This window comes from Streptomyces sp. NRRL S-920 (genome assembly GCF_000717945.1).
GTDB classification, from domain to species: domain Bacteria; phylum Actinomycetota; class Actinomycetes; order Streptomycetales; family Streptomycetaceae; genus Streptomyces; species Streptomyces alboniger.
In genome coordinates this window covers 1-23791 of the sequence record NZ_JODF01000084.1, presented here as the reverse complement: position 1 = coordinate 23791, position 23791 = coordinate 1, and the positions used below count along the sequence as shown (strand labels likewise).

The 23791-nt window shown below is 69.1% G+C and carries 20 protein-coding genes and 7 pseudogenes; 13 read left to right on the top strand and 14 right to left on the bottom strand.

Annotation, left to right across the window (positions count from 1 at the left end):
• Window positions 1–344 precede the first annotated feature (344 nt).
• The gene (locus IG54_RS38620; RefSeq protein WP_051820340.1) at window positions 345–869 is read left to right on the top strand and encodes an IS5/IS1182 family transposase; all 525 of its coding nucleotides are present in this window, start codon (window positions 345–347) and stop codon (window positions 867–869) included.
• Between the two features lie 8 nt (window positions 870–877).
• Here the strand turns inward: IG54_RS38620 and IG54_RS0134545 are convergent, their stop codons facing one another.
• From IG54_RS0134545 to IG54_RS38615, 4 genes are all read right to left on the bottom strand, one after another.
• Window positions 878–1696 carry a dimethylarginine dimethylaminohydrolase family protein gene (locus tag IG54_RS0134545; protein WP_030794148.1) on the bottom strand — a complete coding sequence of 273 codons (819 nt, stop codon included), beginning with the start codon at window positions 1694–1696 and terminating at the stop codon, window positions 878–880.
• 585 nt (window positions 1697–2281) lie between these two features.
• Window positions 2282–2509: a helix-turn-helix domain-containing protein gene (locus IG54_RS0134540; protein WP_030794145.1), complete on the bottom strand. Its 228-nt coding sequence runs from the start codon at window positions 2507–2509 to the stop codon at window positions 2282–2284.
• Window positions 2509–3153, bottom strand: a complete 645-nt coding sequence (locus IG54_RS0134535; RefSeq protein ID WP_078594871.1) for a DUF2975 domain-containing protein — start codon at window positions 3151–3153, stop codon at window positions 2509–2511. The genes IG54_RS0134540 and IG54_RS0134535 overlap by 1 nt, the downstream gene beginning before the upstream one ends.
• A gap of 153 nt (window positions 3154–3306) precedes the next feature.
• Window positions 3307–3678, bottom strand: coding sequence for a LuxR C-terminal-related transcriptional regulator (locus tag IG54_RS38615; protein ID WP_234336458.1), 372 nt, complete (start codon window positions 3676–3678; stop codon window positions 3307–3309).
• 1840 nt (window positions 3679–5518) lie between these two features.
• Here IG54_RS38615 and IG54_RS43300 point away from each other — a divergent pair.
• Window positions 5519–5944, top strand: coding sequence for a hypothetical protein (locus IG54_RS43300; RefSeq protein WP_234336457.1), 426 nt, complete (start codon window positions 5519–5521; stop codon window positions 5942–5944).
• Window positions 5945–6045: 101 nt separating this feature from the next.
• Entirely contained in the window at window positions 6046–6906 is an 861-nt protein-coding gene (locus tag IG54_RS0134515) for a nucleotidyltransferase domain-containing protein (protein ID WP_030794141.1), read from the top strand.
• Between the two features lie 200 nt (window positions 6907–7106).
• Here the strand turns inward: IG54_RS0134515 and IG54_RS0134510 are convergent, their stop codons facing one another.
• From IG54_RS0134510 to IG54_RS0134500, 4 genes and pseudogenes are all read right to left on the bottom strand, one after another.
• Window positions 7107–7256 (bottom strand): hypothetical protein, encoded by a 150-nt coding sequence (locus IG54_RS0134510; RefSeq protein ID WP_199809632.1) that lies wholly within the window; start codon window positions 7254–7256, stop codon window positions 7107–7109.
• 663 nt (window positions 7257–7919) lie between these two features.
• Window positions 7920–8265: pseudogene (locus IG54_RS43930) on the bottom strand (hypothetical protein); the annotation flags it as partial.
• A 299-nt stretch (window positions 8266–8564) separates the two neighbouring features.
• Window positions 8565–8924: a hypothetical protein gene (locus IG54_RS0134505; protein ID WP_234336456.1), complete on the bottom strand. Its 360-nt coding sequence runs from the start codon at window positions 8922–8924 to the stop codon at window positions 8565–8567.
• Between the two features lie 1281 nt (window positions 8925–10205).
• Entirely contained in the window at window positions 10206–10880 is a 675-nt protein-coding gene (locus IG54_RS0134500) for a hypothetical protein (RefSeq protein WP_030794132.1), read from the bottom strand.
• Between the two features lie 267 nt (window positions 10881–11147).
• Between IG54_RS0134500 and IG54_RS43520 the strand changes: the two genes are divergently transcribed.
• From IG54_RS43520 to IG54_RS38605, 3 genes and pseudogenes are all read left to right on the top strand, one after another.
• The gene (locus tag IG54_RS43520) at window positions 11148–11477 is read left to right on the top strand and encodes a relaxase domain-containing protein (RefSeq protein ID WP_267883683.1); all 330 of its coding nucleotides are present in this window, start codon (window positions 11148–11150) and stop codon (window positions 11475–11477) included.
• 52 nt (window positions 11478–11529) lie between these two features.
• Window positions 11530–12116 (top strand): annotated as a pseudogene (gene mobF / locus IG54_RS43515) (MobF family relaxase); the annotation flags it as partial.
• Between the two features lie 538 nt (window positions 12117–12654).
• Entirely contained in the window at window positions 12655–13113 is a 459-nt protein-coding gene (locus tag IG54_RS38605; protein ID WP_234336455.1) for a hypothetical protein, read from the top strand.
• Window positions 13114–13128: 15 nt separating this feature from the next.
• Here IG54_RS38605 and IG54_RS0134480 read toward each other — a convergent pair whose 3' ends face one another.
• Window positions 13129–13779 carry a maleylpyruvate isomerase family mycothiol-dependent enzyme gene (locus tag IG54_RS0134480; RefSeq protein ID WP_234336454.1) on the bottom strand — a complete coding sequence of 217 codons (651 nt, stop codon included), beginning with the start codon at window positions 13777–13779 and terminating at the stop codon, window positions 13129–13131.
• A gap of 280 nt (window positions 13780–14059) precedes the next feature.
• Here IG54_RS0134480 and IG54_RS43675 point away from each other — a divergent pair.
• Window positions 14060–14308 (top strand): annotated as a pseudogene (locus IG54_RS43675) (transposase); the annotation flags it as partial.
• Between the two features lie 600 nt (window positions 14309–14908).
• Here IG54_RS43675 and IG54_RS40910 read toward each other — a convergent pair.
• Both IG54_RS40910 and IG54_RS43285 read right to left on the bottom strand, forming a co-directional pair.
• Window positions 14909–15766, bottom strand: coding sequence for an acyl-CoA thioester hydrolase/BAAT C-terminal domain-containing protein (locus IG54_RS40910; protein ID WP_078594865.1), 858 nt, complete (start codon window positions 15764–15766; stop codon window positions 14909–14911).
• A gap of 140 nt (window positions 15767–15906) precedes the next feature.
• A pseudogene (locus IG54_RS43285) lies at window positions 15907–16028 on the bottom strand (AAA family ATPase); the annotation flags it as partial.
• A 43-nt stretch (window positions 16029–16071) separates the two neighbouring features.
• Between IG54_RS43285 and IG54_RS43925 the strand changes: the two are divergent.
• A pseudogene (locus tag IG54_RS43925) lies at window positions 16072–16308 on the top strand (hypothetical protein); the annotation flags it as partial.
• Between the two features lie 804 nt (window positions 16309–17112).
• Here IG54_RS43925 and IG54_RS0134465 read toward each other — a convergent pair.
• Window positions 17113–18510, bottom strand: a complete 1398-nt coding sequence (locus tag IG54_RS0134465; protein ID WP_030794120.1) for an MFS transporter — start codon at window positions 18508–18510, stop codon at window positions 17113–17115.
• Between the two features lie 153 nt (window positions 18511–18663).
• On the opposite strand from IG54_RS0134465, the gene IG54_RS0134460 reads away from it, so the two are divergent.
• Window positions 18664–19554, top strand: a complete 891-nt coding sequence (locus tag IG54_RS0134460) for a helix-turn-helix transcriptional regulator (protein WP_030794117.1) — start codon at window positions 18664–18666, stop codon at window positions 19552–19554.
• Between the two features lie 245 nt (window positions 19555–19799).
• Window positions 19800–20036: pseudogene (locus IG54_RS43920) on the top strand (3-deoxy-7-phosphoheptulonate synthase); the annotation flags it as partial.
• Between the two features lie 189 nt (window positions 20037–20225).
• Here IG54_RS43920 and IG54_RS43275 read toward each other — a convergent pair.
• A complete protein-coding gene (locus tag IG54_RS43275) occupies window positions 20226–20441 on the bottom strand; it encodes a hypothetical protein (RefSeq protein ID WP_234336453.1) in 216 nt (71 codons plus the stop codon).
• An 866-nt stretch (window positions 20442–21307) separates the two neighbouring features.
• Window positions 21308–22201: a transcriptional regulator CynR gene (gene cynR / locus IG54_RS0134440; RefSeq protein WP_030794105.1), complete on the bottom strand. Its 894-nt coding sequence runs from the start codon at window positions 22199–22201 to the stop codon at window positions 21308–21310.
• A 125-nt stretch (window positions 22202–22326) separates the two neighbouring features.
• On the opposite strand from cynR, the gene IG54_RS0134435 reads away from it, so the two are divergent.
• The 3 genes and pseudogenes from IG54_RS0134435 to IG54_RS43270 all read left to right on the top strand — a co-directional run.
• Complete coding sequence (locus IG54_RS0134435) at window positions 22327–22920, top strand: carbonic anhydrase (protein WP_030794102.1); 594 nt, start codon at window positions 22327–22329, stop codon at window positions 22918–22920.
• Window positions 22921–23034: 114 nt separating this feature from the next.
• On the top strand, window positions 23035–23505 hold the full coding sequence (gene cynS, locus IG54_RS0134430) for a cyanase (protein WP_030794100.1): 471 nt from the start codon (window positions 23035–23037) through the stop codon (window positions 23503–23505).
• Between the two features lie 55 nt (window positions 23506–23560).
• A pseudogene (locus tag IG54_RS43270) lies at window positions 23561–23791 on the top strand (alpha/beta hydrolase); the annotation flags it as partial.

Below are 23791 nucleotides of genomic sequence, written 5' to 3'. Positions count from 1 at the left end.
ACAGGATCAGACGAAGGCCGCCTACACGTCCGCCGAACTGCGAAAACGCTGATCAAGTTCTAGTCGCGTTCGACGCCGGTCGTTAAATGACAAGCTGAGAGGTCGTTTTCATCTGTAGCGCGGCGGTATCCCCTCTATTGCACTTGCTGATGACGTGGTGCGGGTGGGTCATCGGGGCTGGACGTGCTTGCTGAGGCGGATGATGTGGCCTCTGGGGCAGGCGGCAGCTTGCGCCTGTCTCACTCCAGGACGCCCGCATCTGTTCCGCGCTTCGGCGAGGAGGAGCATGCGCCTGGGCGTGCGCCCTCAATCGGCGGTACGCCTAAGGGCAGGACAGAACGTCTGTGTATCCGAGCGATCTGTCCGATGCCCGCTGGGAGTTGATCGAACCGGTACTGTCCGCCTGGCGCTACGAGCGACACGGGCGGGCCCTGGGCTTCGCGCGTCCGGCCCGGCACGACCTGCGCGAGATCATGAACGCGATCCTCTATGTGGACCGCACCGGGGTCCAGTGGGCGTATCTCCCGCACGACACGGCAAGAAGGGCGCAACCCGGAGCCGTCGGCCTGCGTGATCGACGCGCAGAGCATCAAGACCTCCACGAGCATCCCCGCCAGGAGCCAGGGCATCGACGCGGGCAAGAGATCGTAGGCCGCAAGCGCAGCATCATCACCGACACCCTGGGCCTGCTCCTGGCGGTGCTGGTCACCGCGGCCGGGGTCCAGGACTCCACTGCCGGCCGCGTCCTCCTCGACCAGGCCGCCGCCGACCATCCCCGGCTACGCAAGGTCTGGGTGGATGGCGGCTACCGCTCACCCCGAGGCGCCAGTCCGGCCCGGCTGTTGGTCGCGCAGTGCCTGGACACCTGACCTCATCCCTACCGCAGCGGCGAGATGGGGGCGGGGGTCGGGTTGTCGAGGGTGAGGGCGGTGCAGCGTATGCCGCCACCGCCTTTGCGGAGTTGGGTGGTGTCGAGTTCGGTTACGGACAGGCCGCGTTCGCGCAGGGTGGCAGCGAGTCTGGGGGCGCCGGCGGTCATGGTGACCGTCGCGCCGTCGCTGATGAGGTTGAGGGCGAACGCGCGGGCTTCTTGCGCATCGACCTCGATGAGGTCCAGGCCCAGGTCGCGTAACCGGCCGTGGCTTGAGGCCGTCAGCGCCTGCGGGTGGTAGGCGAGGGTGCGCGTGTCGATGACCGCGACGGCCAGGTCAAGGTCGTACCACTGATCGCTCGCGGTCCGCAGGGGTACTGTCTCGTGGCCGAACAGCTCGGCGAGGAAGGCGTGTATGCGCCGGTCGGTGCGGCGCCCGTATCCGGCGAGCAGGAACTGGCCGCAGGCCAGCGCGTCACCTTGGCCGCTGAAGGAGTAGGGCGCGTCGTAGACCTCGAACTCGCTCTCCTTGAGCGCGGCGCGGAAGTAGGGGATCTCCTGCTGGCGGGCGGCCGGCGGGGCGCCCAGTAACGCGCGCTGGTCGCAGACGAACGCGCCGTTGGCCGTGTAGACCATATCGGGGCACTCGGGAGCTGACTCCATGATGCGGACGGTGCGTCCGGCTGCTCGGTGCGCGGCGGAGATTGCCTCGTGCTCGGCCAAGGCTGCCTTGGCGTCGGGCTGGCAGCTCATATCCATATAGGGGTTGATCTCGTAGTCGATACGGAAATGGGCAGCACTGGACATCAGCAGGTCACGGTTCATGAGGGATCTCCGGAAGAAGAGGAGCCTGCGGGCCCGCCGGGGCACGGCGGGTGGCACGGGCCGCGGGACAGGGGGAGGTTGATGCTGTGTCAGCAGACAGGGTGTCTCCTGTGGGGTGGCGGCACTACTGTGGCGTATTTTGCGCTGGGTGTCCTGCCGACGAGACACATTGGTTGGTCAGGGGAGAGCTTGGGGTCCCCTCGAGTGCGCGCCCCGCAGATATGGTGGCAAGTTGCACATCAGGTACGGTCCGCGGGCCGGAGCGATTTCCTGCTGCAAGGGCGGCATGCCGCTGCGCAGCTAATTCAGCTCTGCTTGGGGGCCACGCGCTGCAAGACGGCGGAGGTAGAGCGCTCGGTGTGCAGCCCGGTGGTCTCCCGCAGCGCACCGGCCTCTTCCCCCCCCGCTGGCGGCGGCAGGCCACCATCAGGGCGACCAGCGCCCCGCTCCGGCCACCACTATGACCGCGAAGGTGAAGGCTGAGGCCAGCACCAGGCCGACCGGCCACTGACGCAGGCCCCGCCGCTCTCGACGACGTATCAGATGAGGCGTCCCACCCCGCAGGACCACCCAGGACACTTGAACTCAGCGCGGCCGGTGGCTGAGAAGGTCACCCGGCTGGCACCCCAGTACCTCGCACAGGCGGGTCAGGGTGCTGAACCGTATGGCCCTGGCCCGGCCGTTCTTGAGGATCGACAGATTGACGTGGGTGACGCCGACCCGTTCGGCGAGTTCCGCCAAGGTCATCCCGCGCTCCTGGAGCAGCCGGTCGAGGTGGACCTCGATCGAGTGCTCCTGTTTCTCCTCGGGCATTACACGGTTCCCTCGAGGTCTTCGCGCATGGTGATGCCCACACGCATGACCCGGGCGAAGGACAGGACGCCGAGACCGGTGAAGATAGCCATGTAGGGAATGTCCCACGTCAACAGTCCCGAGAGGGCACTGACCTCGCTGTCGCGGCTCAGGGAAGCGACGAGTGCCGCCTTGGCCGTGGAGTCGGCGATCGCGGAGAGCGTACTGCCGGCCAGCAGCCACCAGCCCAGCTTGCGCAGCCGCTCTGCGGTCCGCACGGTGTAGAGGCCCTCACGCTCGGCGCTTCGGATCAGCTGGAGTACGAGCAGGAGCGCTCCGGTGCTGAAGACGAAGGGAACAAGCTTCGTGGTCGTGTTGAGCAGGCTCTGGGTCGTACTGGCCTCCGTGGTGCAGTAGTTCGGCTGAGCGTCCAGGTCGACCGTTGCCCCCGGCGCGGGTTCGACTTCCCACTTCGGTCCCTCGCCGACGCCGACCGACATGCTCGAGTCCTCGGCGCAGATCGACGTGTCGCCGATGCCGAAGACCTGCACTCTGTCGGAGAACAGGAGGCCGAGCAGCCCGGCCCCGAGCAGGACCGCGACCAGTGTCACGACGGCCCTGACGGCCGTGGACATCGGTTCCAGCGGATTGCGCACCTTAGCCATGACGGCCCCCGTATCGTTTATCGATGTTATCGAGAAACGATACGTTGAACGATGGAGTGGTAGCAACTGTGAGACTCCGGGCGCCACCAGCTCGCTCCGGGGCGGGGTCGACGTTGGTCGGCCGGTCGCAAGGTGCCCCCGGATACCGGGTGTTCACCGCGGCTGCGGTCCAAGGCCCGCGTCGCGGGCCCGGACGACCGCCGCGGCACGGTCGTGGACCTGAAGCTTGGAGAAGATGGCACCGACGTGATTGCGCACGGTCTTCTCCACGACGCAGAATCGCTGCGCGATCTGCCGGTAGGTGAGGCCGGCCGCGAGCAGATCGAGGATCTCGCGTTCTCGGGCCGTGAGGGTCGGGAACGCCTCCTTCGCCGGTGTGCTGCCGAAAGCAGCGAAAAGCGCGCTCAGCCGCTCGGCCATCTGCGGACTGAAGACCGCGCCGCCCCGCGCGACCGTGTGCAGGGCGTGCAGGACCTCCTCACGCAGAGCCCCCTTCAGGAGATAGCCGTGAGCACCGGCACGCATCGCCGCCAGGAGGTGTCGTCGTCCTCGGACATCGTCATCACCATGACGCGCATGTGCGGGTGGGCGATGAGCAGTCGGCGTGTGGTTCTTCCTCGGCGGTGGGCAGCAGTTCGTGCGGTTGTGCTTCCAGACAGTCACCAGAAACCACCACGTGCCCCCACCCATCCTGTGAGGACGAGGCGGCCGCGCCCACCCACAGACCGTCATTGGAGAAACCTCCCCCTCACGGCCCCGCACCAGAGGCCCTCATCCGAGGCCGACACCCCGCGTGCCGCACGACTTTCGCCTCGCCCGGTTGCGGCTCAGCCGACGGGGGCGGGCCCTGCCGGGCCAAGGATCGAGGCCGCTGCTCCACGCTCACGCGGTCGTGTCGATCCACGCCCGGCGGCCGTACGAGGGGAGGGGGGGGGGCAGCCTGCTGGCGCACTCGCTGAGGACCCACATCGTCGCGGCCGACACCCTCTACGCCCTCCTGTTCATGGAGGAGGGTGCCCCCTCGGCTCGGTTGGGCGGCGGGGGGGAGAGAGATGACGCCCGGCAGCCGTCCGGTAGCGGTCATCGCCGGTTGTGCTGCCGCTTTGAGGCCGTTTCGGTGATCTTCTCGCTATCCGGGCGCGAGGGTTGTGCGGACCGGGCAGACGGCCCGTCGGCGTGCCACGACTGGCCACCAGGGTGGCCGCGTTCGAGCGCATATCGCCTTGACGGTATGGGTGCTGTAGTGACCTGCGGATGAATAGTTCACGGGATGGTTCCAGGCTTCCGCGCCCACGCGCCACTTAGGTGACCCCATCTGCCGGAGTGCGGGGCGGATGTCATAGCCCTCGTGCAGGATGGGGGAACTGCCTCCATGCCATGGTGCGGAGGCAGTTGGGGGCTGCTGCATTTAGGGGGCATTCGTGTTCCAGCACTATCTTCGCCGTCACGATGACATCGGTCTGGTGATGTCCGCGCTGAAGGACGATCCTCAGTGCCTGCCGGTTCTCATCACCTGGGGTGCGGGCCTGCGCCGTGACGTGGCCTCGCCTCTGCGGGAGGTCATGGCGCCCGGGGCGTGGCAGGGTGATGTCCGTGTCCGCAGCGCCGCGGCCCACTGGCACGAGGAACCTCACTTCCAGGTCTTCCTTGACCACGGGCTCGAAAAGCGCCGTAACCGAGGCCCCAAATACGAGCACTTGAACGCCGCTCTGCCGGTGTTCCCCGAGACCTGTGCCCCCGTATACCGGGTGAATGCGGCTGAATGCCCGCAGCCTTGCCGTACGCAGAACGGCACCTTCGCCGAGGACCGGCACGTCGATGACTACCGCGAGGCGCTGTACGGCTGGTACACCGCCATCCAGCACGCACACGCCTGCGTCGTGAGGGCGGCGGACCGGTTCGCGAACGCACAACCGCCCGACGCCCGCAGGCCCGGGACCTTCACCGACTGGATGAGCGGAACCCGGCGACACCACAGCAGCGATACCGCGCCGGAAACGGATCCGGCCACCCAACGCGCCTTGCAGGAAATCATCCCGATGATGCACACCTGGAGCCCGCACCCTGTCGAAGCCATCGACGTGGCCTTCCAGAAGGCGGAGGAGAAGACGCATCCGGCGCTCGGGGCGGCAGCTTCGAGCGCGCCGACCGGGCCGAAGCCCAGGCGGCCGCAGAAGCACTCGCGAGCGTCCTTTCCTCACAGGAACGCCAGCAGGCCCGGGACGTCACCGACAGGATCGAGAGCGAAGGGGACCGCGACATGGACCTCACGTAGGACACCACGCTGGCCTGCACCAACGACCGCCACCGCACGCTCGGCGACGAATCCGGCGAACGCGAGGACTGTGCCAGAGCCCGAGGCCGTGTGTACGAAGAGGCCTCCCGATCCTCAAATGAGGACGTCGACCACGCGGCCGACGCTGCCCGGCTCGCCCGGTTCCTGCTCAGCCCCCGTATCGACCGGATCCACTCCGCCCTTGCCGCGGCCCGGACAGCCGTGGCCCGGGACACCGCCGAGACCGCGCCGCAGGTCTGGCACGACAACGCCGAAACCCTCCAGGAAGCACGCGAAGCCGCAGGACTCGACCTGCACGACGCCGCCGGCCTGGGCATCAAGCCCGCCACACTCCAGCGCTTCGAACAAGCAACGGGCAAGCTCCCCAGACAGCCGGTCTCCCTCGGCTACCTCCAACTCCTGACCCTGACCTGCACCCAGGCGGGCCGCACCGCTCCCGCCTGCATCCCGCGGGCCATCTCGCAGCCGGTGATCTCACTGCTGATCACCTTGTAAGACGCACCACACCTACACCCTTGGCCGAGCGCCTCGCGGTAGCCCGGCTGTACCGCAGACCCAGGTGCATCGGCACCCGGACCGACCAGCGGAGGTCTTCCGTGAAACGCGAGCGCGCCACCACGCTCCTGAACGACATGCTCGACCGGCTGGAGGAGGGAGGCTGGCCGCTGGACCTCGTCGACGAGATCCTCGTCTTCGGATCCTACGTACGTGGCGCACTGAACCCCTCGGACGTCGACGTGGTCGTGGAGCACCGCAGGGACGACCGTCTCGTCTCCGAGTTCGTCCACGCCCTGTCCTATGGCCGTGACCCTTCCGCCTCGATGAAGCGCGCGCTGAAGGGCAACAGTCGCGGCCTCCAGATCCACTTCGGTGAACGAAACACCCTCGAAGAGGAAGGGTTCGAGCTGACCCTGCTGTGGACACGGGGCGAACCCGTCGATGCCGCCCGCACCCGGCTCGCTGCCATCACCCCGGACCCCGCAGCAGGCCGCGCACCCCGCGACTACATGATCGAGGCCTTCGACGGCATCGACCGCTGGGTCCCGCGCCCGGTCCGCATTGATCTCACCGCCCTGGTCGACCGCAAGGCCGCCACCATTCGCCAATTGCAGCTCCCCGACGCCGAACCTGCCCATCCCGCAGCCCTCGAAGCCCTCACCCGTTGGAGCGACACCAGCCCGCTGCGCCGCGCCGCGGCAGCCGTCCTTGCCCATCTGGAAGCCAACGCCCGGCCTCTCGACTCCGTCTACCTCCACGGCGATCCGGTCATCGGAAGCCGCTACAGCGACAAGGTGTGGCAGACAGGTGTCGGATTCGAGTGGCGCTACTACCGGAGCATCGCCCACCACCTGAAAGAGGGCGCCGACTGGTTCGAAGTCATCCGCCCGACCCGCACCCAGCCACTCCACGCCCTCCACATCACCGTCCAGAATCGCTCCGCCCTGCCCCGCCTGTGACAGGCGCGCCCAGGCGTGGGGATTACACGGGACGCCTGACCCGGAGCTACGAGCGGGCCGATGATGCCGGTCACCGGCCGAGGCAAGGCGGCGGACGGTGCAGGGTTGGACAGTGCGCGGTGGGCGGGCTCTGGCTACACGGCAGTTACGGGTGTGAACGCCGGCCCGGCCGGTCGGCCGGTGCGGGCCCAGGGTTCGCTTCAGGGGCCGAGCTGGGCTGTGGCGACGTCGAGTTCTTTGAGGGTGATGTTTGCGCCGCCGGTGCGGATCGCGATGACGGAGGCGGTGGAGATGACGTAGGTGAGGGCTTCGAAGCAGCCGCCGGTGGGCCGGTGCAGTTCGACGGTCACCGGCAGCAGCGCAGCGGGGGAGGGTGAGGCGGGCACTGTGGGGCGGCCCGCCTGTTCGAGGGGTACCCGGTATTTTTTCTCAACTGGCCGCCGCAGATAAGCGGTTGGTGACCCTGGCGAATGAGAACGACCACCGGCCAGGCAACGGTCCCCGACGCACCCGATGCACCCGACGCAGACGTACGGTAGCCGGGGCCGACGTGCGCCGGATGCCTTGGCTGATGTTCCAGCCTCCCTGTGCGCGTTGCTCGGACGGACCCGGGCCACGGTGCTCTGTGTCATAGCGGATCGCCCCGGATGTTCCACCGCCCAGCTCGCAACCGGGGCAGGCATCTCCCTCGCCAGTGCCGGCGAGCACGCCAGCGTTCTGCGTACGGCTGGTCTGACCTCCCTCACCAAGGCAGGCAAGCGAGCGCTGCATGCACTCAGCCCCGCAGGCCGGGCCCTCCTCAACTCCATGGCACAGGCGTGACAGGCACTCAAGTACCCTGACCGAAACCGATTTGGGGCTGCACGGTAGAGGCGTGGTTCGCCGAGGGTGCGTCGGCCTGTGAATAACCCGGCTCGTACACATCGGGGGCACGCAGTTGACGTGGAGGAGCCGGCGGTGGAGGAGGCGTCGTGGTGCCGCCCGGCAGTGGTGGCTAGGGCGTGTCTGGAAAGTCATGAGAGCCGGAGTCGGAGGCAGGCGAGGGTAACCATGGCTTGGTAGTGGTGGGCGCGTTTGTCGTTACGGGTGGCCAGGGCCCGGTTCTGTTTGAGCTGGCTGAAGCAGCGCTCGATGACGTTGCGTCGCCGGTAGGCGCTGCGGTCGAGGCGGCAGCGGCTCTCGCCTCGGCGGAGGCGTTTCGTTGATTTGGTCGATGCGTTCCGAGATGGTGCAGGTGATGCCGCGGCGGCGGCGCAGGTAGGCCCGGATCTTGCGGACCGAGACGCACACGATGGTCCAGTCCACGGTGCCGATGGCGTCGCAGTGCTGCTGGACGTGGGCCAGCAGGCGGCCCCAGGTGCTTGCGGTGATGCCGCCGCTCCCTGCGCCTTCGGCGGCATCGCGCGGTGCGCACCGCTCCCGGATTCCGCCGGCGGGTCCTGGGCGCACGCTCGGAGTTCCGGGATGACCGCCGTCGTAGCGCGAGGGCGGCAGCGCCTGCGGCAACGAGGACGGGGACGGCCGCGCTCGTCACGGCTCCGACCAGCCAATGCCACGCACCGGCCACTGTTAACAACGGGCTCGGGCCAGGTTCCGGCACAGTGACATCAACGACCTTGGGCTGTGTCTCCGCCAGTACGCTGTCCGGCGGCAGGGAGTTAGCCGGTGTAGGACCAGGACCACAACGCGAAGCCGGTGGTTACCGGGCATGCCACAACACCGGCCAGGAATAGGCGGCTTGCCCAGGACCGACGGCGGATGCCGGGGGCGAACATCAGGGCAGTCAAGGCCGTGGCAGCACCGGCGACGATCGCCACGTACTGCAAGATCAAGGCGCCGGCGTCCGCGCCCTCCGCCGCACCCCAGAGTGCGACCAGCCCCACGAGCAGCGTGATCCAGGCCAGCGAGGCCAGAGTGAGCGCCCACAGCACACCTGCCGCCACGACCAGGCCGGTGTGCCCGGAGCGTGGTGCGGGCTGAGCAGGGCCGTACAAGCGCGCGTAGGTGCCGGGGTTCATCGTTGATTCCTTCCGTGATCGGTGTGCACGATCCTCGCCCCGCACGCCCTCCAGTGGCATGGGTGCAGATACTCGCCTGCACCTTGGTTCGTACTCAGTTGCCGCAACCCGGCACCCAAACGCCTGGATCAGGTCCGGCGGAGCCCTCACCTTCGACGGGAAGCACGCTCGACGACGGGATCGCCCGGCAAGATGGCATTCCAACCAGGCTCTCAGGGACGCCGCCGGCCTCACCCCCTACCCTCGACGTCGCGCTCGCCTTCCACCACGCCACCTGGGCCGGCAGGACGCGCTCACCGCGACCACACCCGGCTACGCGAGCAGACCCGCGCGGGCGCGTACGCGTCCTCCATCGACCCGGCATCCAGCTCGGCATGCCCGACAGGCGTCCTGGCTTCTACACGGTTGTCTTCTTCTCGTGCCCGGCGGGCTCGTACGGCCGTCAAGCCACCGTGTGCGACGCCAGCACATTGATCTCCGCGTGGGCAATAGCTGCCCCAGCAAGCTGCCCTGGTGGGGCAACTGCCTCCTGGCTGCGGTTCCGCCCGCTGGCCACCATCTCACCATCAGCGTTGAGCAACACGGCTCCGATAGGCCGGCTGCCTGCCCTAAACGCCTCCCACGCCAACTCGAAGGGCAGTTGCCAGATCGCTGGCAGCGCTGCTGCTTCGTCACCAGGCATGCGCCGATTCTGCTGTGCCGCGGGCAGCTTCTTGCCGCCGGTCTTCGCGTGGGCCTCATGGGGGCGCCCTGAAGGAGTCGGTGCAAAAAGCACAGGCCACCCGCGGTGAGAGCGGCGCGGACGCGACCGTCCATGAGATGGCGAGGAAGCGCATCGCCCAAAGCCAAAGCGGAAGCGTGGCACTCAAGGCGCCGTTCCGAACCCCATGCAGGAACCGCCCGGGCAGGTCAGGTACACCGACTCAGACGGTGGGACCGGTGCAGGCAACGAGGCCGCCCAAACGAAGTTTTGAACGAGGCACCAGCGACACACCTGTATCCGGAAACTCCGCATCGACGCCGGCCGGACTGTGCCCTTTGGGCTGGGCCCTCTCCGAGCGATGGCCTGACGTGTACCGGCAGCTGGATGCCCGACCGGTCGGCACGCCGCGCACTCGCCGACTTCTCGCCGGTAGGAGTTGCACCAGCTGCTCGGCCAGGTGGTGCTGACCGACGCAGACTATGGGCCGCTCGGCGAGGGCGACAGGCCCCAAATAGGAGCGGTAGACGGCCAATCCGCCGAAGCGGGCATCGGCCAACCAAAAGCCTCACGAGACTGGCTCACGGGTGTCTGCGGCGGCGCCGCACCGTTGACAACGCCAGGTGAACCAGAGGGGCGATACCGGGGAGACCGCCGAAACGGGTCAAGAGTCCGTACATTTCGGCGAGGTCACGGTCGACTTCCTCTTCGTGGGATGTGGGCAGGCGCAGCAGGTCCACCCCTTCCAGCGGTACTGAAGCGGACAGATGAGGCATGCCGTCGACCAGCACTGTGTAGGTGGTTCTCTGCCGGCGCTTCATCAAGCTCGGGCCCACCTTGAGGGCGGTGGCCTCCGTCTCCGTGCGGGGCGGTGGGTTCGTCGACGGATACGTGTCCGCCTCCAGCACTTGCAGGATCGGCACCCCCATGTCGAACGTCACCGGCATTCCCGCGTCGTAGCTGCTGCTGGGTATGTCGTGCCGCCCGCTCACGACCAGGTGGAACTCGACAAGGTACGGGGCTCCCACCAACCTTCCGTGGTGGTGGACTTCGAGTTCTGGAACCCTTCCCGTCGCTTCGGAAAGCAGCCGCGTGGTGCGGTAGATGCCGAAGGCGAGACGCCGCTTCGGAGTGCCGACCCGGTGCGCTATCACGGCGGCGACCGACCCCGTCACGAGCGTTGCAAGGCCGCCGACGGCAGCCCAAAAGACCTCTGAGGCGTACCACTCACCAGCGAGCAACATGGTGTCATCCAAGCACCCTGTCTTCCGCGCCGTGGGACCTTCCAGCTCCTGTCCGGCTCAGCGGTCCCGCCGACCAAGAGCTGCCGTTTGCCGTGGCGCTCGCCCAGGCCGGCCGTGTCGTGTGCGTGCTGCCAGAGAGCGATGACATTCGCGTCCGGCCCGGTGCTGCTTCCCGTCCGGCGGGCACCTGAGAAGAAGGTCCGACCGCTGCTCCCGCCTGGCGGGACGTACCGCTGATCGGCCTCTTCTTGCAGGTCGGAGCCGTGTGGCGTGGTCTGCATGACAGTGGATATCAGGGTTATGCGGGACGGTCAGACGTACTGCTACTACCTGCGCGAGACCGTTGTCGGTGACGGCCGCCGCCCGGCGCGCACGCCGCTGCGCGCCGCCCAGGAGCAGGCCGGTGTCCCGGCGGGGCGATGGCTGGGCCACGGCCTGGCCGCGCTCGGACTGACGCCGGGTGAGGAAGTCACCGAGGCGCAGCTGCGGAACCTGTTCGGCGAGCGGGGCCGCCATCCGTACGCGGACCGGATCGAGGCCGACCGGCTCGCCAAGGGGGTGAGTCGGCGAAGAAGGCGTTCAAGGCCGGCGCCCTCGGACGCCGGGTGACGGTCACAGGCGTGGAGTTCGTGTTCTGGCCGCAGCCGACGATCTACCTCCAGTGGGCGCTGGGGATGACGAGACGCGGCGGGTGCTCGAGGCCGCACACGAGTACGCGATCGAGCGGGTGCTGGAGTGGATCCAGGACGAGGAGGCGGTGATCCGGTACGGCAAGGACGGCATCTACCAGGTCCAGCCGCCCGGCGGTCTGCTCGCCGCACGCTTCCGCCACTACGAGGCTCGCTCTGGCCGACCGCTGCTGCATGACCATCTGCTGCTGCCGGTGAAGGGGCAGCGCTTGGACGGGACGTGGGGCTCGAACCACACCACGGCCCTGTACGTGAACACCGTCGCCGCCTCCGCGCTCTACAACGAACTCGTGGCCGCAGAGGTCTGCGAAGAACTAGGGCTGGCGACCGAACCGCGCACCGCCACCCCGGGCGCCGACCGGTGATGGAAATTGCCGGGGTACCGCACGAGCTGATCCGCAGGACGGCCCGGCGCAGCGACCAGATCGCCGCCTGCCTGGCGGAGCTGGAGCACGAGTACGTCACCGCTGTCGACGACGACGGCGAGCTGAAGTTCCTGCCCGTGGTCTCCGAGCGGGCCCGCGCCAAGATCAACCAGATCGCCCCCCGCAGGACTCGTCCGCCGAAGCAGACGGCCCGGCCGCTCGCGCAACTGCGCGCGTGGTGGAAGGCGAGCGCGATCCTCACCTCCGGGGTGGCCGCCGACCTCATCACCTCCCTTCTCGACTACGCGCGCGCCGCGGCGGCGGCGATCCGGGCCCGGGTCGCCGCCGTGGTCGACATCGCGCTGGCGGCCGTCGACGTCACTGCGACGGTGTTCGTGATGAACGAGGGCGGGCGTTTCCACCGCCGGCACCTGCTCGCCGAAGCCCCCCGCCACCTCGCCCTCGTCCTGCGCGGCCGCCCCCGCGACCCCGCCTGGACGACAGAATCGTGGCCGCCGCCATCTCCACCCACTGCCTGGACATCAGCGAACCGAAGCCCGTGCGCGGCCTGGAGGCCGGCTACCGCCTCTATACAGCCCGGTGGGACCTGGCTGACCTCCCCGCCCGGCCCCACCCACCCACTCCCGCGCCCGACCTGGACCGGCAGCCCCGACCGATCCCGGCGAGCCGGCTGTGCTCCGGCCGCCGGGCCAGGACGCGGGGGAGGGGGAGATGCCCCGCATCCCGCTCCAGTACGACCGTGCCGTCCTCGCCGGTGCGGTGGCGCGGGAGAAGCCGCGCACCACCGCCGCCGCGCGGCGGCATACGACGTCGTCGCCCACCAGCAGATGGCGATGCCCGAGCAGCTGCTCGCGCCCGAGCCGGCCGACCCCGAGCACAACGACCAGGAACACAAGCCCGGCCGCCGGCCGCCGCGAGGCGCTGGACATGACGGCGCTGCGGGCCCTGCGGGAGCCCCGCACGGACGTGGAAGCCCTCGATCTCACAGCCGACCGACTGCGCCGCATCCTAGAGATGGCCACCAAGATGGCCGACGACTCCCGCGTCCGCGCGGACCGCCACACCGGCCAGCACGACGCCGACGTAACGCGCCCGGTGCGCCCGGACGACCAGCAGGCGCACCGCCCGCAGGAGCCCGGACCGCACCGCGGCCGCGAGGCCGGCCGCTGAGCTTGTGCTTTAACCTCAGCGCAGTCGGGCGCGCAGGATTGCGGCACCGTCACCCTCAAGGTCCTCGCAGGCCGCTGCACGGCCTGCCATCCCCATCACCAGCGACAGAGTCGGCCCCCGGACTAGTTCCCCCGAGCCGGTGGTGAACGGTCCGTCCGTAGCCTCGAGCCGCAGACCCGCGATCGCGGCCTTGCTCGGGACGGTGAAATCGCGGCTGGCGAAGAACCGGGCCACGGCGGTCGTCGTGGCTACTGGGGGTGTCCGCACAAGACCCAATGGCCGACGGATGTCCTCGCTGTGGACGACGATCTCGCCCAACCAGGCCGCTGTATGTCCTGTCGGCCCGGCGGGCCCGGCGACAACTGCGCGAAATCGCCGCAAGGTCTCTTCTGGTGTAGCACCGCGGTGCTTTGCAAGCCGTCGGTCGTTGTGCAGATCGGGGTCGAACCGCGCAGCCAGCATGCTCAGCAGCCAGCGCCACATCCTGGTGCTGGCACCTGCCGTCAGATGGGCTACGACCTCCTCCACGGTCCAGCGTTCACACAGTGATGCTTTCGCCCACTGGGCCTCGCTGAGTTCGTCGAGGTCTTGAGCGAGCGCGGACCGCTCGACGTGGATCGCCCTTTCCAAATCTTTCCGGGTCTCCAGAACGTGTGGTTCAGCCACAGGTCAGCCTCCAGATATCGGGTGTCCTCCATCGGACTCCTATCGCGGCCCGAACTCATCGACTGCACCCGCGGAGCGGACCGTATTCGACCTTCTTGTGTCGAAATGGTCCTCCAACTACGCCGCTCACCTGGGCATTCTCCCGCGGCTGAGGCGCCTTTCGTCTGATCATGCACTCCGATCAGGAGGCACGGAACGAGACGAGGGCCGTGAGGGTGGGTCTGCTGCCTGAAGCCGCGATAGGAAAGCGTCACGTTTCCGGGACGAGTTTTACGCGTGTCTGACCGGACGTCGCGACGAGTTGTCCGAGCTGGCAGACGCGGTGCTGTGTGCGCCGGGTGCGGTGCCGGCGGTCAAGCTGACGCTGCTGCCCGAGCACCGCCGCGGACATGGAGCGATGTACGACGGATTGAACCAAGGGCGACGCTGACCGGTTGCCTTCGCTGCTGGCCGGGCTTCCGCTGCCCCGTTCCCCGACGGGCGCCTGGTCTTGGCCGTTGACGTCTCGCCGTGGCTGCGGTCGGATGCTGCCTTCGTCATACATGTCCCCGGACCATGGGCGGGCATCGAAGCTTCGCCCGAGACCAAGTCCAAGGCCGCGTCCCAGTCGAGTAGACGTGCCTGGCCCGGGTCGGCCCCGTACCGGGAACCAGATGACGAGATGGTCTCGCTGCGGAGTTGCCTCGGGGAACGGAGACGCACAGTGGGGCGACCACGGAGGGAATCGACGCCTTCCAGTACTGGCGCGACGGAGAGTGCGTCGAGTACTTCGAGCCGGGGATGGAGCACAGCCGGGACCGCCTTTCGCCGCCTTGGACCATGACGAGGCCAGGCCAATGCGGATCAGACCAGACATCTCGTGACGCGATCATGATCTGGCATTCTTGAGTCGCCTCCAGCAGACAATGCTGCGGGCCAACGCGAGGAAGGCGCCGTGGAACTCGACTCGCTGGCTTCGTTCACTTTCGGCAGCAGCGTTTGTTTAGTCAATTGGGCAGCGAGTCCCGGCCGGGGTCTCGTGAATGTTCGCGAGAAACGATGTCAGTCCATGTGACGGGCCGCCGCCTGTAGGGCGGCGGCCCGTCGAGCCCGGACCGTCCGGTGTCAGAAGGGCAAAGAGGCCCGTCTGTCAGCCTCCGGTGCCAAGAGCGTTGAGGATGTGTGGCCAGGCAGCCGCGCCCAGGAGTGCGTCAGCTTCGGGTGTGCCGCCGTATTGGAAGTGGGGGGAGGCTGAGGCCCGGCTTTCGCCCGGAAGTCGTGGTCGGTGGCCGGCATCGTGGCGGGCGATCAGCTCCACCTGGGCGCCGGCCGACCGTCGGCGTTGCGCCAACTGTTCGGCGAAGGGCAGGGACGGCCACATCGCGTCGTCGCCTCCCGCGACAAGCAGCAGATCAGCCTGGGCCTTCTCAACAGGTATCTCCGCTGAAGGAACCAGATGGTTGAAGGTAGTCTCGCTGAGTTCGTACCATCCGCGGATCGCCACCGGACCGCTAGTCGGTTGTGTAGCCGTCCAGGAATCGTCCATCGGCACGAAGGGAAGTGGCTGCTCCCGCCATGTCCAGGACGATCGGTAGGGCAGCCGTTCGCCGTCGCGGCCTGGTCCGACGTTGCACCAGACCCGCGAGGTCGGCGACAGCGCAATCACCACGTCCACGCGCGGGTCGTGCACTGCGGTGAGCAGAGCTGCTTCAGCCCCTTTGGAGACGCCGAGGATGCCGATGCGGCGCGCCCCGCCGGCATGGAGGAGATCGACGGCGTCGATGAAGGTTTCCAAGGGGACTTCGCAGATTCCCGGAGACTGTCCGGGCCCACCGAACCAGCGGATCGCCAAGGTGGCAATGCCTTGCTCGGCAAGGATGCGCGCTCTCTCACGTTCGATGCGTCCGCTGGAGCCCGCCAAGACCAGAACGCCGACGTCAGCGCCAGCAGCGGGAGAAATCAGAACGCCTTCCCAAGGGTTGGTCAGCTCGCGCTCTGTCAGTTCCACGTGCTCCCCCCGCCGTCTGCCTTCAATTGCTCAGTGTGCTGGGGCAGTCTATTGGGTCTTGATGCCCCGCACGGGTGGCAAGCGATGCCGCGCTGACCTGCTACCCGTGGAGACAAGAGAGGGAGTTCCTTCAAGGCCTTTCAGCTGGCCGTGGCGGCCTTTTCGGCTCGGGCTCGGGTGGTGGCGAGGCGGTGGGAGTCGGTGCCGGTCTCGATGATGGTGCCGTCTTAAAGGCGAGGCGGTCGACGATGGCCGCGCAGAGCCCGAAGCGCAATGTTCGTTCGGACGAACAGCGCCCACGCCGCGTGGTAGTTGAGTGCGCGGAAAAGCCTTCGCAGCGTCCACCACAGCGGGACATCCGGGCCGGTGGGCACCAGCCCGTGCATCTGTTGCTGGAAGAGCCGCGGCCAGGCGAACCCGTCTGGCCGCGGGAGAAGTCACTTCGGGCGTTCGACTTTGACGCCAACCCGAACATAGACGCGGCGATCGTCCACACCCTGGCCAGCTGCGAGTGGATCAAGAAGAACCAGCTGCTTTGCCTCCCGCTGCGGGAGGCTGCGGGGGCCGCCCTCGTGCAGGACGGGGTCCAGCGCTCGGTTTCCGAGCGGATGCCGGGTGAGTCCCTCCCCACTGGTCGACCATCGTGCAGCTCGGCGAAGGAGTCGACTTCCGGCGTGTTGACTGAACTAGGGGACGTTCACACCTTCCGCCGGACACCAGGCCGCTGCTGTCCGTGCCCCCTACCTTCGATGACGTCCTCGGCGGCGGATGTGACCTACCGTTGAGTCGTGGACAAACGGGCATGTCCGAGGGCCCCTCGCGAACAGTTCGTTGAAGACCTCATCGGGTAGCTGCCGGGGAATCCACCAGGTGAGAGGCGTACCGGACGACGCGCACCCGCTTGGGGCTCCGGACGAGATCCAGAAGGTGACCGAAGCCCGGTCGCGGTCCGAGGACGGCACGGTCTGGCTCTACCTCAACCGAGGCCGCCCGGCCCTGCTGGAATGGTCGAACCGCTACGACCACCTGCGGGAAGTGACCGGCGATGACGTCCTCACCTACATCAAGACACTGCACGGCCCCCAGCGTCACCAAGCAACTTGTCGCCCTGCGCTCGCTGTTCACATGGGCCAGTGGAACGGGCCGATCTCCCGCAACCCGAGCAGCCGGATCAAGGTCGGTGAGTACGAGTACGCAGTGCTGCAACCGCTCGTCCCCGCCCAGGTCGACCGCTCCGTCGCGGCGGCCACCACCCCGGCGACGCGACTCATCCCCCAGCGGCCGGCCGGGGGAGTCCGGCCGCTGGGAGACAACGGCGACCGCGGGCGTCGCCGCCCCGGACGGCCTCAGCGCCGGGGCAGCAGCGCCCCCGCGCCAAGGGCCATGACCACCAGCAGGCAAGCGGCGCTCAGCAGGCTCTCCCTCATGCCCGACAAGAAGTCCCCGGCGAGGAGCGCGCCGAAGGCGGCGATGCTCACGGCTCCGCCCGTCTGGCGACTGGTGTTGAGCAGCGCCGCCGCCGTGCCGGCCCGCTCCGCGGCGACGCTGTCCAGCATCAGGGAGGTCAGCGCCGGCATGGCAAGGGAGCCCCCGATGCCCAGCGGGATCATCAGCAGGGCCGTCGCCCACGGCGGCGTGCCGGGGTCGATGGGGAGCAGCAAGCCGCAGCCCAGCGCGACGATCAGCAGTCCGGCGATGACCACGGGCCGTCGGCCGAAGCGGGTGACCGCCCGCGGCGAGAGATAGTTGACATTGGCGGTGATCAGCGCCATCGGCACGAACATCAGGCCGGCCGAGAGCGCCGACTGTCCCCGCTGTTCCTGGAAGAAGAGACTCAGCACGAACACCCCGCCGTAAAAGGCGGCGTTGAGGGCGAAGCCCGAGATCACCGGTACGGTCACGCCGCGCAGTCGGAACAGCTCCAGCGGCAGCATCGGATTGCGCCGCCGGGCCTCGATGGCCACGAAACCGGTCGCGGACAGCACCGCGATCACGGTCGCGGCAAGGACGGTGTCGGTGAACCCGTCGTGCCCGCCCTCGATCACGGCGAAGGTCAGCGCGGCCAGCGACAGCATGGCGGTCACCTGTCCCGGCAAATCGAACGCGACGGAGTGGCGCGGGGAGCGCGTCGCCCGCATCAGAGCCAGGAACCCGATGATCCCGGTGGGCACGTTGAGGCAGAACACGGCGCGCCAGCTCCACTCCGTGGTGAGCAGGCCGCCCAGGACGGGCCCCGCGGCGATGGCAACCGCGCCGCCGACCGTCCACAGCGCGATGCCACGCGCCCGCTCGTCAGGATCGGAGAACACCTGCCGGATCAGTGCCAGCGAGGAGGGCACCATGACCGCCGCCGCGCTGACCTGCACCACGCGGGCCGCGATCAGCACCCCGAGCGTCGGCGCCGCCCCGCAGGCCAGCGAGGCGAGAGTGAAGACGCCGAGCCCCCAGCCGTACGCGCGCCGCGCCCCCACCGCGTCCGAGAACGCGCCGGCGGAGAGCATCAGCGCCGCGAACATCAGCGTGTAGCTGTCGACGACCCATTGGAGACCGGACATCGAGCCGCCGAGGTCGGCCCGCATGGTGGGCAACGTGACGTTGACGCCGGACACATCGATCGTGATCACGAAGAAGCCGAGGACGGCGGCGACCAGAGCCGCGCGAGGGGAACCCGGCCGCCCCGGGCCGTCCTCAGGGGATTCGCCCGCCTCAGCTGCCGTGTTCGCGCCGGACTGCCTCGTACGCATGGTGCACTGCTCCTCACCGCGGTGTCGCTGGGAATACGTCAAGCAACGTGCCCTGCCCGAGCGCCTCCTGGCAGGCCGAGCTGTGCGGGGGAGTGCTGTGCCTGGCCCTGATACGGCCTCCCTGCGCGCGACACGCCTTGCGAGAATGAACGGATGAGCGAAGGTACGGAACTGGGCCGCTTCCTCCGCGCCCGCCGCGGGCAGGTGCGCCCCCAGGACGTGGGCCTGCGGGCCGGCACGGGCGTCCGCCGCACCCCGGGGCTGCGCCGCGAGGAACTGGCGACCCTCGCCGGGGTGAGTGTCGACTACTACACGCGTCTGGAGCGCGGCCGCGAGACGCGGCCCTCACCAGCCGTGGTCGCCGCGGTCGGCGAGGCGCTCCAGCTCTCCGACGACGCGCTGCACCGGCTGCACGAGCTGGTGGCGCTCGCCGCGGGTCAGCCGCCGACGCCGTCCCCGGGACCGGCGCGGACGGTGCGGGAGTCGTTGCGCGTCCTGCTGGAGACGGTGCGCCCCGCCCCGGCGTACGTCGTCAGCCGCACCAACGACGTACTGGCCGCCAACCGGCCCGGTCTGCGTCTTTTCTCCGGCATCACGGACTGGCCGTGGGAGCGCCGCAACATCACGCGCTACATGTTCCTGCACCCCATGGGCCGCAAGCTGTACCGCGACTGGGAGGAGATGGCGGCGCACAGCGCGGGCCACCTGCGCGCGGTGGCCGGCGCCGACCCGGACATGCCGGAACTGGCCCAGCTCGTCGGCGAACTCGTGGTGAAGAGCCCGGAGTTCGCCCGGCTCTGGGAGCGGTACGACGTGAAGGAGCGCGGCGGCGGCGAGAAGCACTTCCGGCACCCGGAGGTCGGCTCGCTCTGCCTCTCCTTCGAGGTGATGACGATCTCCCGCACGGACGGTCAGCGCCTCGTCACCTACCAGGCCCCGCCCGGCACCCCGGACCACGACGCGATGCTGCTCCTCGACATGGCGAGCCCCGAGGAGGCGGCGCCGCCCGAGGGGGCCGAGCGGCAGGAAGGGGCCGAGCTGTAGCGGGCGCGCCGCCCGCCCGCACACACCCGATCCGCCCGTCCGTCCAGGAGGTAATTTTCCTGGGTGGACGGGCGGATTCGTTCTTCGCGCCGGAACACGGATTTCGCGCCGGGATACGGATTTCGCACCGCAATACGGGAGAACCGGCACGTGTCACCGCCGTGCAATTCAGCGAACGCCACCGCGGTATCGGCAGAGCAGGGCGCAGGCCGTACGCACGCGGCGACCACCCCCCCCACGGGCTCATGAGCGAGCTGCCGCTGAGCCGAGCCGCGGCCCGTTCGGTGAGCGACGGCCGCCTGCTGACCCACCGCGTGCTGAGCGGCGACGACGACCGGCTGCTCGTCGTGGTCGGGCCGTGCTCGATCCACGACGTGAACGCCGGTCTGGCGTACGCGAAGTCGCTCGGTGAGCTGGCCGCCGACCTCGCCGCCGGCGACCTGGCGGTCGTCATTCGGGTGTACGTGGAGCAGCCCCGGGCCGCGGTCGGCTGGACTGCTCACCGACCCGGCTCTCGACGGCAGCCTCGACGTCAACCACGGGCTGCGTACGGCGCGGACGCTCATGCTGGAGATCGCCGAACAGGGGCTGCCCATCCCGACCGGGCCTACCGGACCCGCAACCGCACCACCATGCCGGACGCTTCGGGCAGCCCGGCCCTCGAACTGGCGTCAGTCCCCGGCCTGGTCGTCTCCCACTGGATCGACCAGCTGCGCGCGAGCGCGCCCCTGCCCGTCGCGGACATGGCGGAGGTGCTCAGGAAGGCAGCCGACGTCCTCGAGGCCCAGGAGATCCTGGGAGACGACCTGGCAGCCCACGAGCGGCGGACGGCGGCGCTGACGGGCGCACGCACCCGTCACCGTCGTGCGCGAGTGCGACCGGCTCATCACCGAGACCCTGCGCGGTCGGCACCCCCGTGCCCACCGCGCCGTCGGCAGGCGCCGCGTGGTGCCCCACCGGAGACGTCTTCGCCGTGCACGCGGCCGGCAACAGCCCGGGGGTGCACGCCATGTGGCTGGAGGCCCTCGCGCTCGGCTACCGGGTCGTCATCCGCCCCTCCACCCGGGACCTGCTCACCCCCTTCCGCCTCGTCACCGCGCTGCGGCAGGCAGGGGTGCCGCCGACGCAGCTGGTCGTGGTGCCCTGGGACCACGCGACGGCGGATCTGATCATCGAGCGCTCGGACCGGCCCTTATGTACGGCGGTCAGGACGTCGTGGACTAGTACCGCAACCGCGGCGACGTCCGGCTGCAAGGCCCGGGCTGTTCGAAACTGGTCGTGGCCGCCGATGCGGACCGGGGCGCCGGTCTCGGCCTCGCGCGAACGGGTGCGCTCTATCACGCGGCACCGCGTGCACCGCGACCACGGGCGTCCTCGTCTAGCGGGATCCGACGGAATTCGCCGGTTAACTGGCCGCGGCGCTGCACCAGGCGGCACCGGCCCACCCCCTGGACGACGCGGCCCTGCTGCCGTGCCTGCCGCAGACCGAGGCGGAACGCCTCGCGGCGGCGGTCCTGGACCGGGCGAAGGACGCGGCGGTCGTGCACCTGGCCCCGCGAGTCGAACAGCTCGGTGGCGAGGGGCCCCTGGCGACCGTGACGCCCGCGGTCGTGGAGCTGGAGTCCCCGAGGAACCCGCTCCTCTCGTACGAGGTGCCCTTCCCGTGCGTGTGGGCCGCCCCGCGCCGTGGGGCCGAGCAGCGCAGTGGCTGCTTGGCACCGGTAGCGCATGGTCAGGCGGGGGTGACGCGTGCTCAGGCGAGGCGGGTGCGGATGAGGTCGTGGGTGAGGCGGGTGAAGGCATGTGTGGCGGCGCTTTGGTAGGCGTCGGTGCGGGTGAGGAGGGCGACGGTGCGGGTGGGCAGGGGTGGGTCGAGGGGACAGGGTGTGAGGTGCGGATGGCCGTGGGTGATGGCGTCGGGGAGCACGGTGGCCAGTGTGGTGCGCTGGACGATCTCGGTGAGGGCCTGGATGGAGTTGGCCTCCACTGCGATGCGCGGACTGACGCCGTGCCGTTTGAAGTAGGCGTCGATGTGGCCGCGGGTGGCGAAGTCGCCGCTCAGCAAGGCCAGGTGGCGTTCGGTGAGGTCGCCGACAGGCAGGGGGAGTTCGTGCTCGGCGGAATGGCGGGTGCTGGTGACGAGGGTGAGTGTTTCGGTGAACAGTTCGGTGGCGGTGATGCCGGGCTGGTGGGTGCCGGTGAAGGCGATGCCGAGGTCGATCTCGTCGGTGAGCAGACCGCTTTCGATGCGGTCCTGGGACATCTCCCGCAAGGTCAGGGCGATCCCGGGATGGCGGGTTCGCAGTTCGGCGGCGAGCGGGCCGGTGAGGTAGGCGGTGAAGGTCGGGGTGACCGCCAGGCGCAAGTGGCCGCGGCTGAGGTCGTGCACGTCGTGGACGGCGCGTTCGGCGGCGGCGAGGTCGCGCAGGGCGTGGCGGGCGTGGTGGACGTACGCCGCGCCGGCGTCGGTCAGGCGCACGGTACGGCCGGTGCGGTCCAGCAGTTGTACGCCCAGGATCCGCTCCAGCTGCTTGATCTGCTGGGAGAGGGTGGGTTGGGAGACGTGCAGCTCCTCGGCGGCACGGGTGAAGGTGCCGTTCTCGGCGACGGCGAGCAGGTAGCGCAGGTGACGCAGTTCCGGGGCCATGAGACCGACTATAGATGCAAGCTATAGGCCCTATGGATATCGAGTCTTGGACTCTATAGGCAATGGTCATGCAGGGTGGATTCCGCCAGCCCGATAAGGGCGGCACCACCGAAAGGGAGTGACCCATGCATGACCTCGCTGAGGGCGTCGCACGGTTCCAGCGGGAGGTCTTCCCCGCCAAGAAGGGCCTGTTCGCCCACCTTGGCGGCCATCACGCCCCGCATACGCTGTTCATCAGCTGCTCGGACGCCCGTGTCGTCCCGGAGCTGATCTGCGCCAGCGAGCCGGGTGAGCTTTTCGTGATCCGTACCGCCGGCAACCTGGTGCCCGCCCACGGCCCGGGTTTCGACGGGGTCACGGCGAGCATCGAGTACGCCATCGCCGTACTGGGCGTGAAGAACATCGTGGTCTGCGGGCACTCGGCGTGCGGCGCGATGACCGCCCTCGCCCAGGACCACGACCTGTCCGGCACTCCGGCGGTCGCCGGCTGGCTGCAACACGCGGACGCCTCCCGGGCCCACACCGCAGCCGCCGACGACGTAGACGCACTGGTACGGCAGAACGTACGCGCCCAACTCGCCAACTTGGCCACCCACCCCTGCGTCGCCCGCGCACTGGCGCACCAGACGGTCACCCTGCACGGCTGGGTTTACGACATCCCCACCGGCAGCGTCGGAACAGTCGACTCCATCGCCCGCCCCACCGCCCTCGCCACCTGACCACCCCCACTTCCCGCGCCACCCCCCGGCGGCACGAGCCATCTCTCACTAGGCCGTCGTCGCGCGAGCACGCACGGCATACACCCCCGACACCCCCGAAAGGACAGCCACCCCATGGCCCACGCACAATGTGACCCCGCCGCCCGCCAAGACCTCGCCGTCAAGGCCGTCGAAGCCAAGACCCGCAAAGACCTCACCTGGGAACGGATCGCCGAGGTCTCCGGCCTGTCGGCGGCTTTCACCACTGCCGCCCTGCTCGGCCAGCACGCTCTGCCGGAGAAGGCGGCGAGGGCCGTCGCAGAGCTGCTGGAACTGGACGCGGACGCGGTGACGCTGCTCCAGACCATCCCCATCCGTGGCTCGATCCCCGGCGGCATCCCCACCGACCCGACGATCTACCGCTTCTACGAGATGCTCCAGGTCTATGGCACCACCCTCAAGGCACTGGTCCACGAGCAGTTCGGTGACGGCATCATCTCCGCGATCAACTTCAGGCTGGACGTGAAGAAGGTCGCCGATCCCGAGGGCGGCGAGCGCGCGGTAATCACCCTTGACGGCAAATACCTGCCGACCAAGCCCTTCTGACACCGCTCGCTCTTCCGCGGGGAGGGCCTTCCGCGGGGCGGGCCGCCAACGCCCAGCCCGAGCCCGGCACTCCGCGGCGGATGGCTTCGCCACGGCCACCATCGAGCTGCCCGGTAGCGGTGACCGGCCCCGCCTGCCCGCCGCCGAGCGGGCCCTGGCCGACCTGCGCCGGGTGATGGGGGCCGGCGAGCCGGTCAGCGACGAGATCATCGACGCCCTCATCCTCCCGCTGGTCGACAAGGCGGTCCCGGAATGGCAAGCCGCCCTGGACGCCCTCCTGTCACTG

Bases quoted from the DNA above. Each gene is read 5' to 3' on its own strand.
- IG54_RS0134545 (WP_030794148.1), bottom strand. From the start codon at position 1,696: ATGAACCGTGACCTGCTGATGTCCAGTGCTGCCCATTTCCGTATCGAC.
- IG54_RS0134540 (WP_030794145.1), bottom strand. From the start codon at position 2,509: ATGCCCGAGGAGAAACAGGAGCACTCGATCGAGGTCCACCTCGACCGG.
- IG54_RS0134535 (WP_078594871.1), bottom strand. From the start codon at position 3,153: ATGGCTAAGGTGCGCAATCCGCTGGAACCGATGTCCACGGCCGTCAGG.
- IG54_RS38615 (WP_234336458.1), bottom strand. From the start codon at position 3,678: ATGCGTGCCGGTGCTCACGGCTATCTCCTGAAGGGGGCTCTGCGTGAG.
- IG54_RS0134505 (WP_234336456.1), bottom strand. From the start codon at position 8,924: ATGAACCCCGGCACCTACGCGCGCTTGTACGGCCCTGCTCAGCCCGCA.
- IG54_RS43520 (WP_267883683.1), top strand. From the start codon at position 11,148: ATGACAGTGGATATCAGGGTTATGCGGGACGGTCAGACGTACTGCTAC.
- IG54_RS38605 (WP_234336455.1), top strand. From the start codon at position 12,655: ATGCCCCGCATCCCGCTCCAGTACGACCGTGCCGTCCTCGCCGGTGCG.
- IG54_RS0134465 (WP_030794120.1), bottom strand. From the start codon at position 18,510: ATGCGTACGAGGCAGTCCGGCGCGAACACGGCAGCTGAGGCGGGCGAA.
- IG54_RS0134460 (WP_030794117.1), top strand. From the start codon at position 18,664: ATGAGCGAAGGTACGGAACTGGGCCGCTTCCTCCGCGCCCGCCGCGGG.
- IG54_RS43275 (WP_234336453.1), bottom strand. From the start codon at position 20,441: ATGAGCCGGTCGCACTCGCGCACGACGGTGACGGGTGCGTGCGCCCGT.
- cynR (WP_030794105.1), bottom strand. From the start codon at position 22,201: ATGGCCCCGGAACTGCGTCACCTGCGCTACCTGCTCGCCGTCGCCGAG.
- IG54_RS0134435 (WP_030794102.1), top strand. From the start codon at position 22,327: ATGCATGACCTCGCTGAGGGCGTCGCACGGTTCCAGCGGGAGGTCTTC.
- cynS (WP_030794100.1), top strand. From the start codon at position 23,035: ATGGCCCACGCACAATGTGACCCCGCCGCCCGCCAAGACCTCGCCGTC.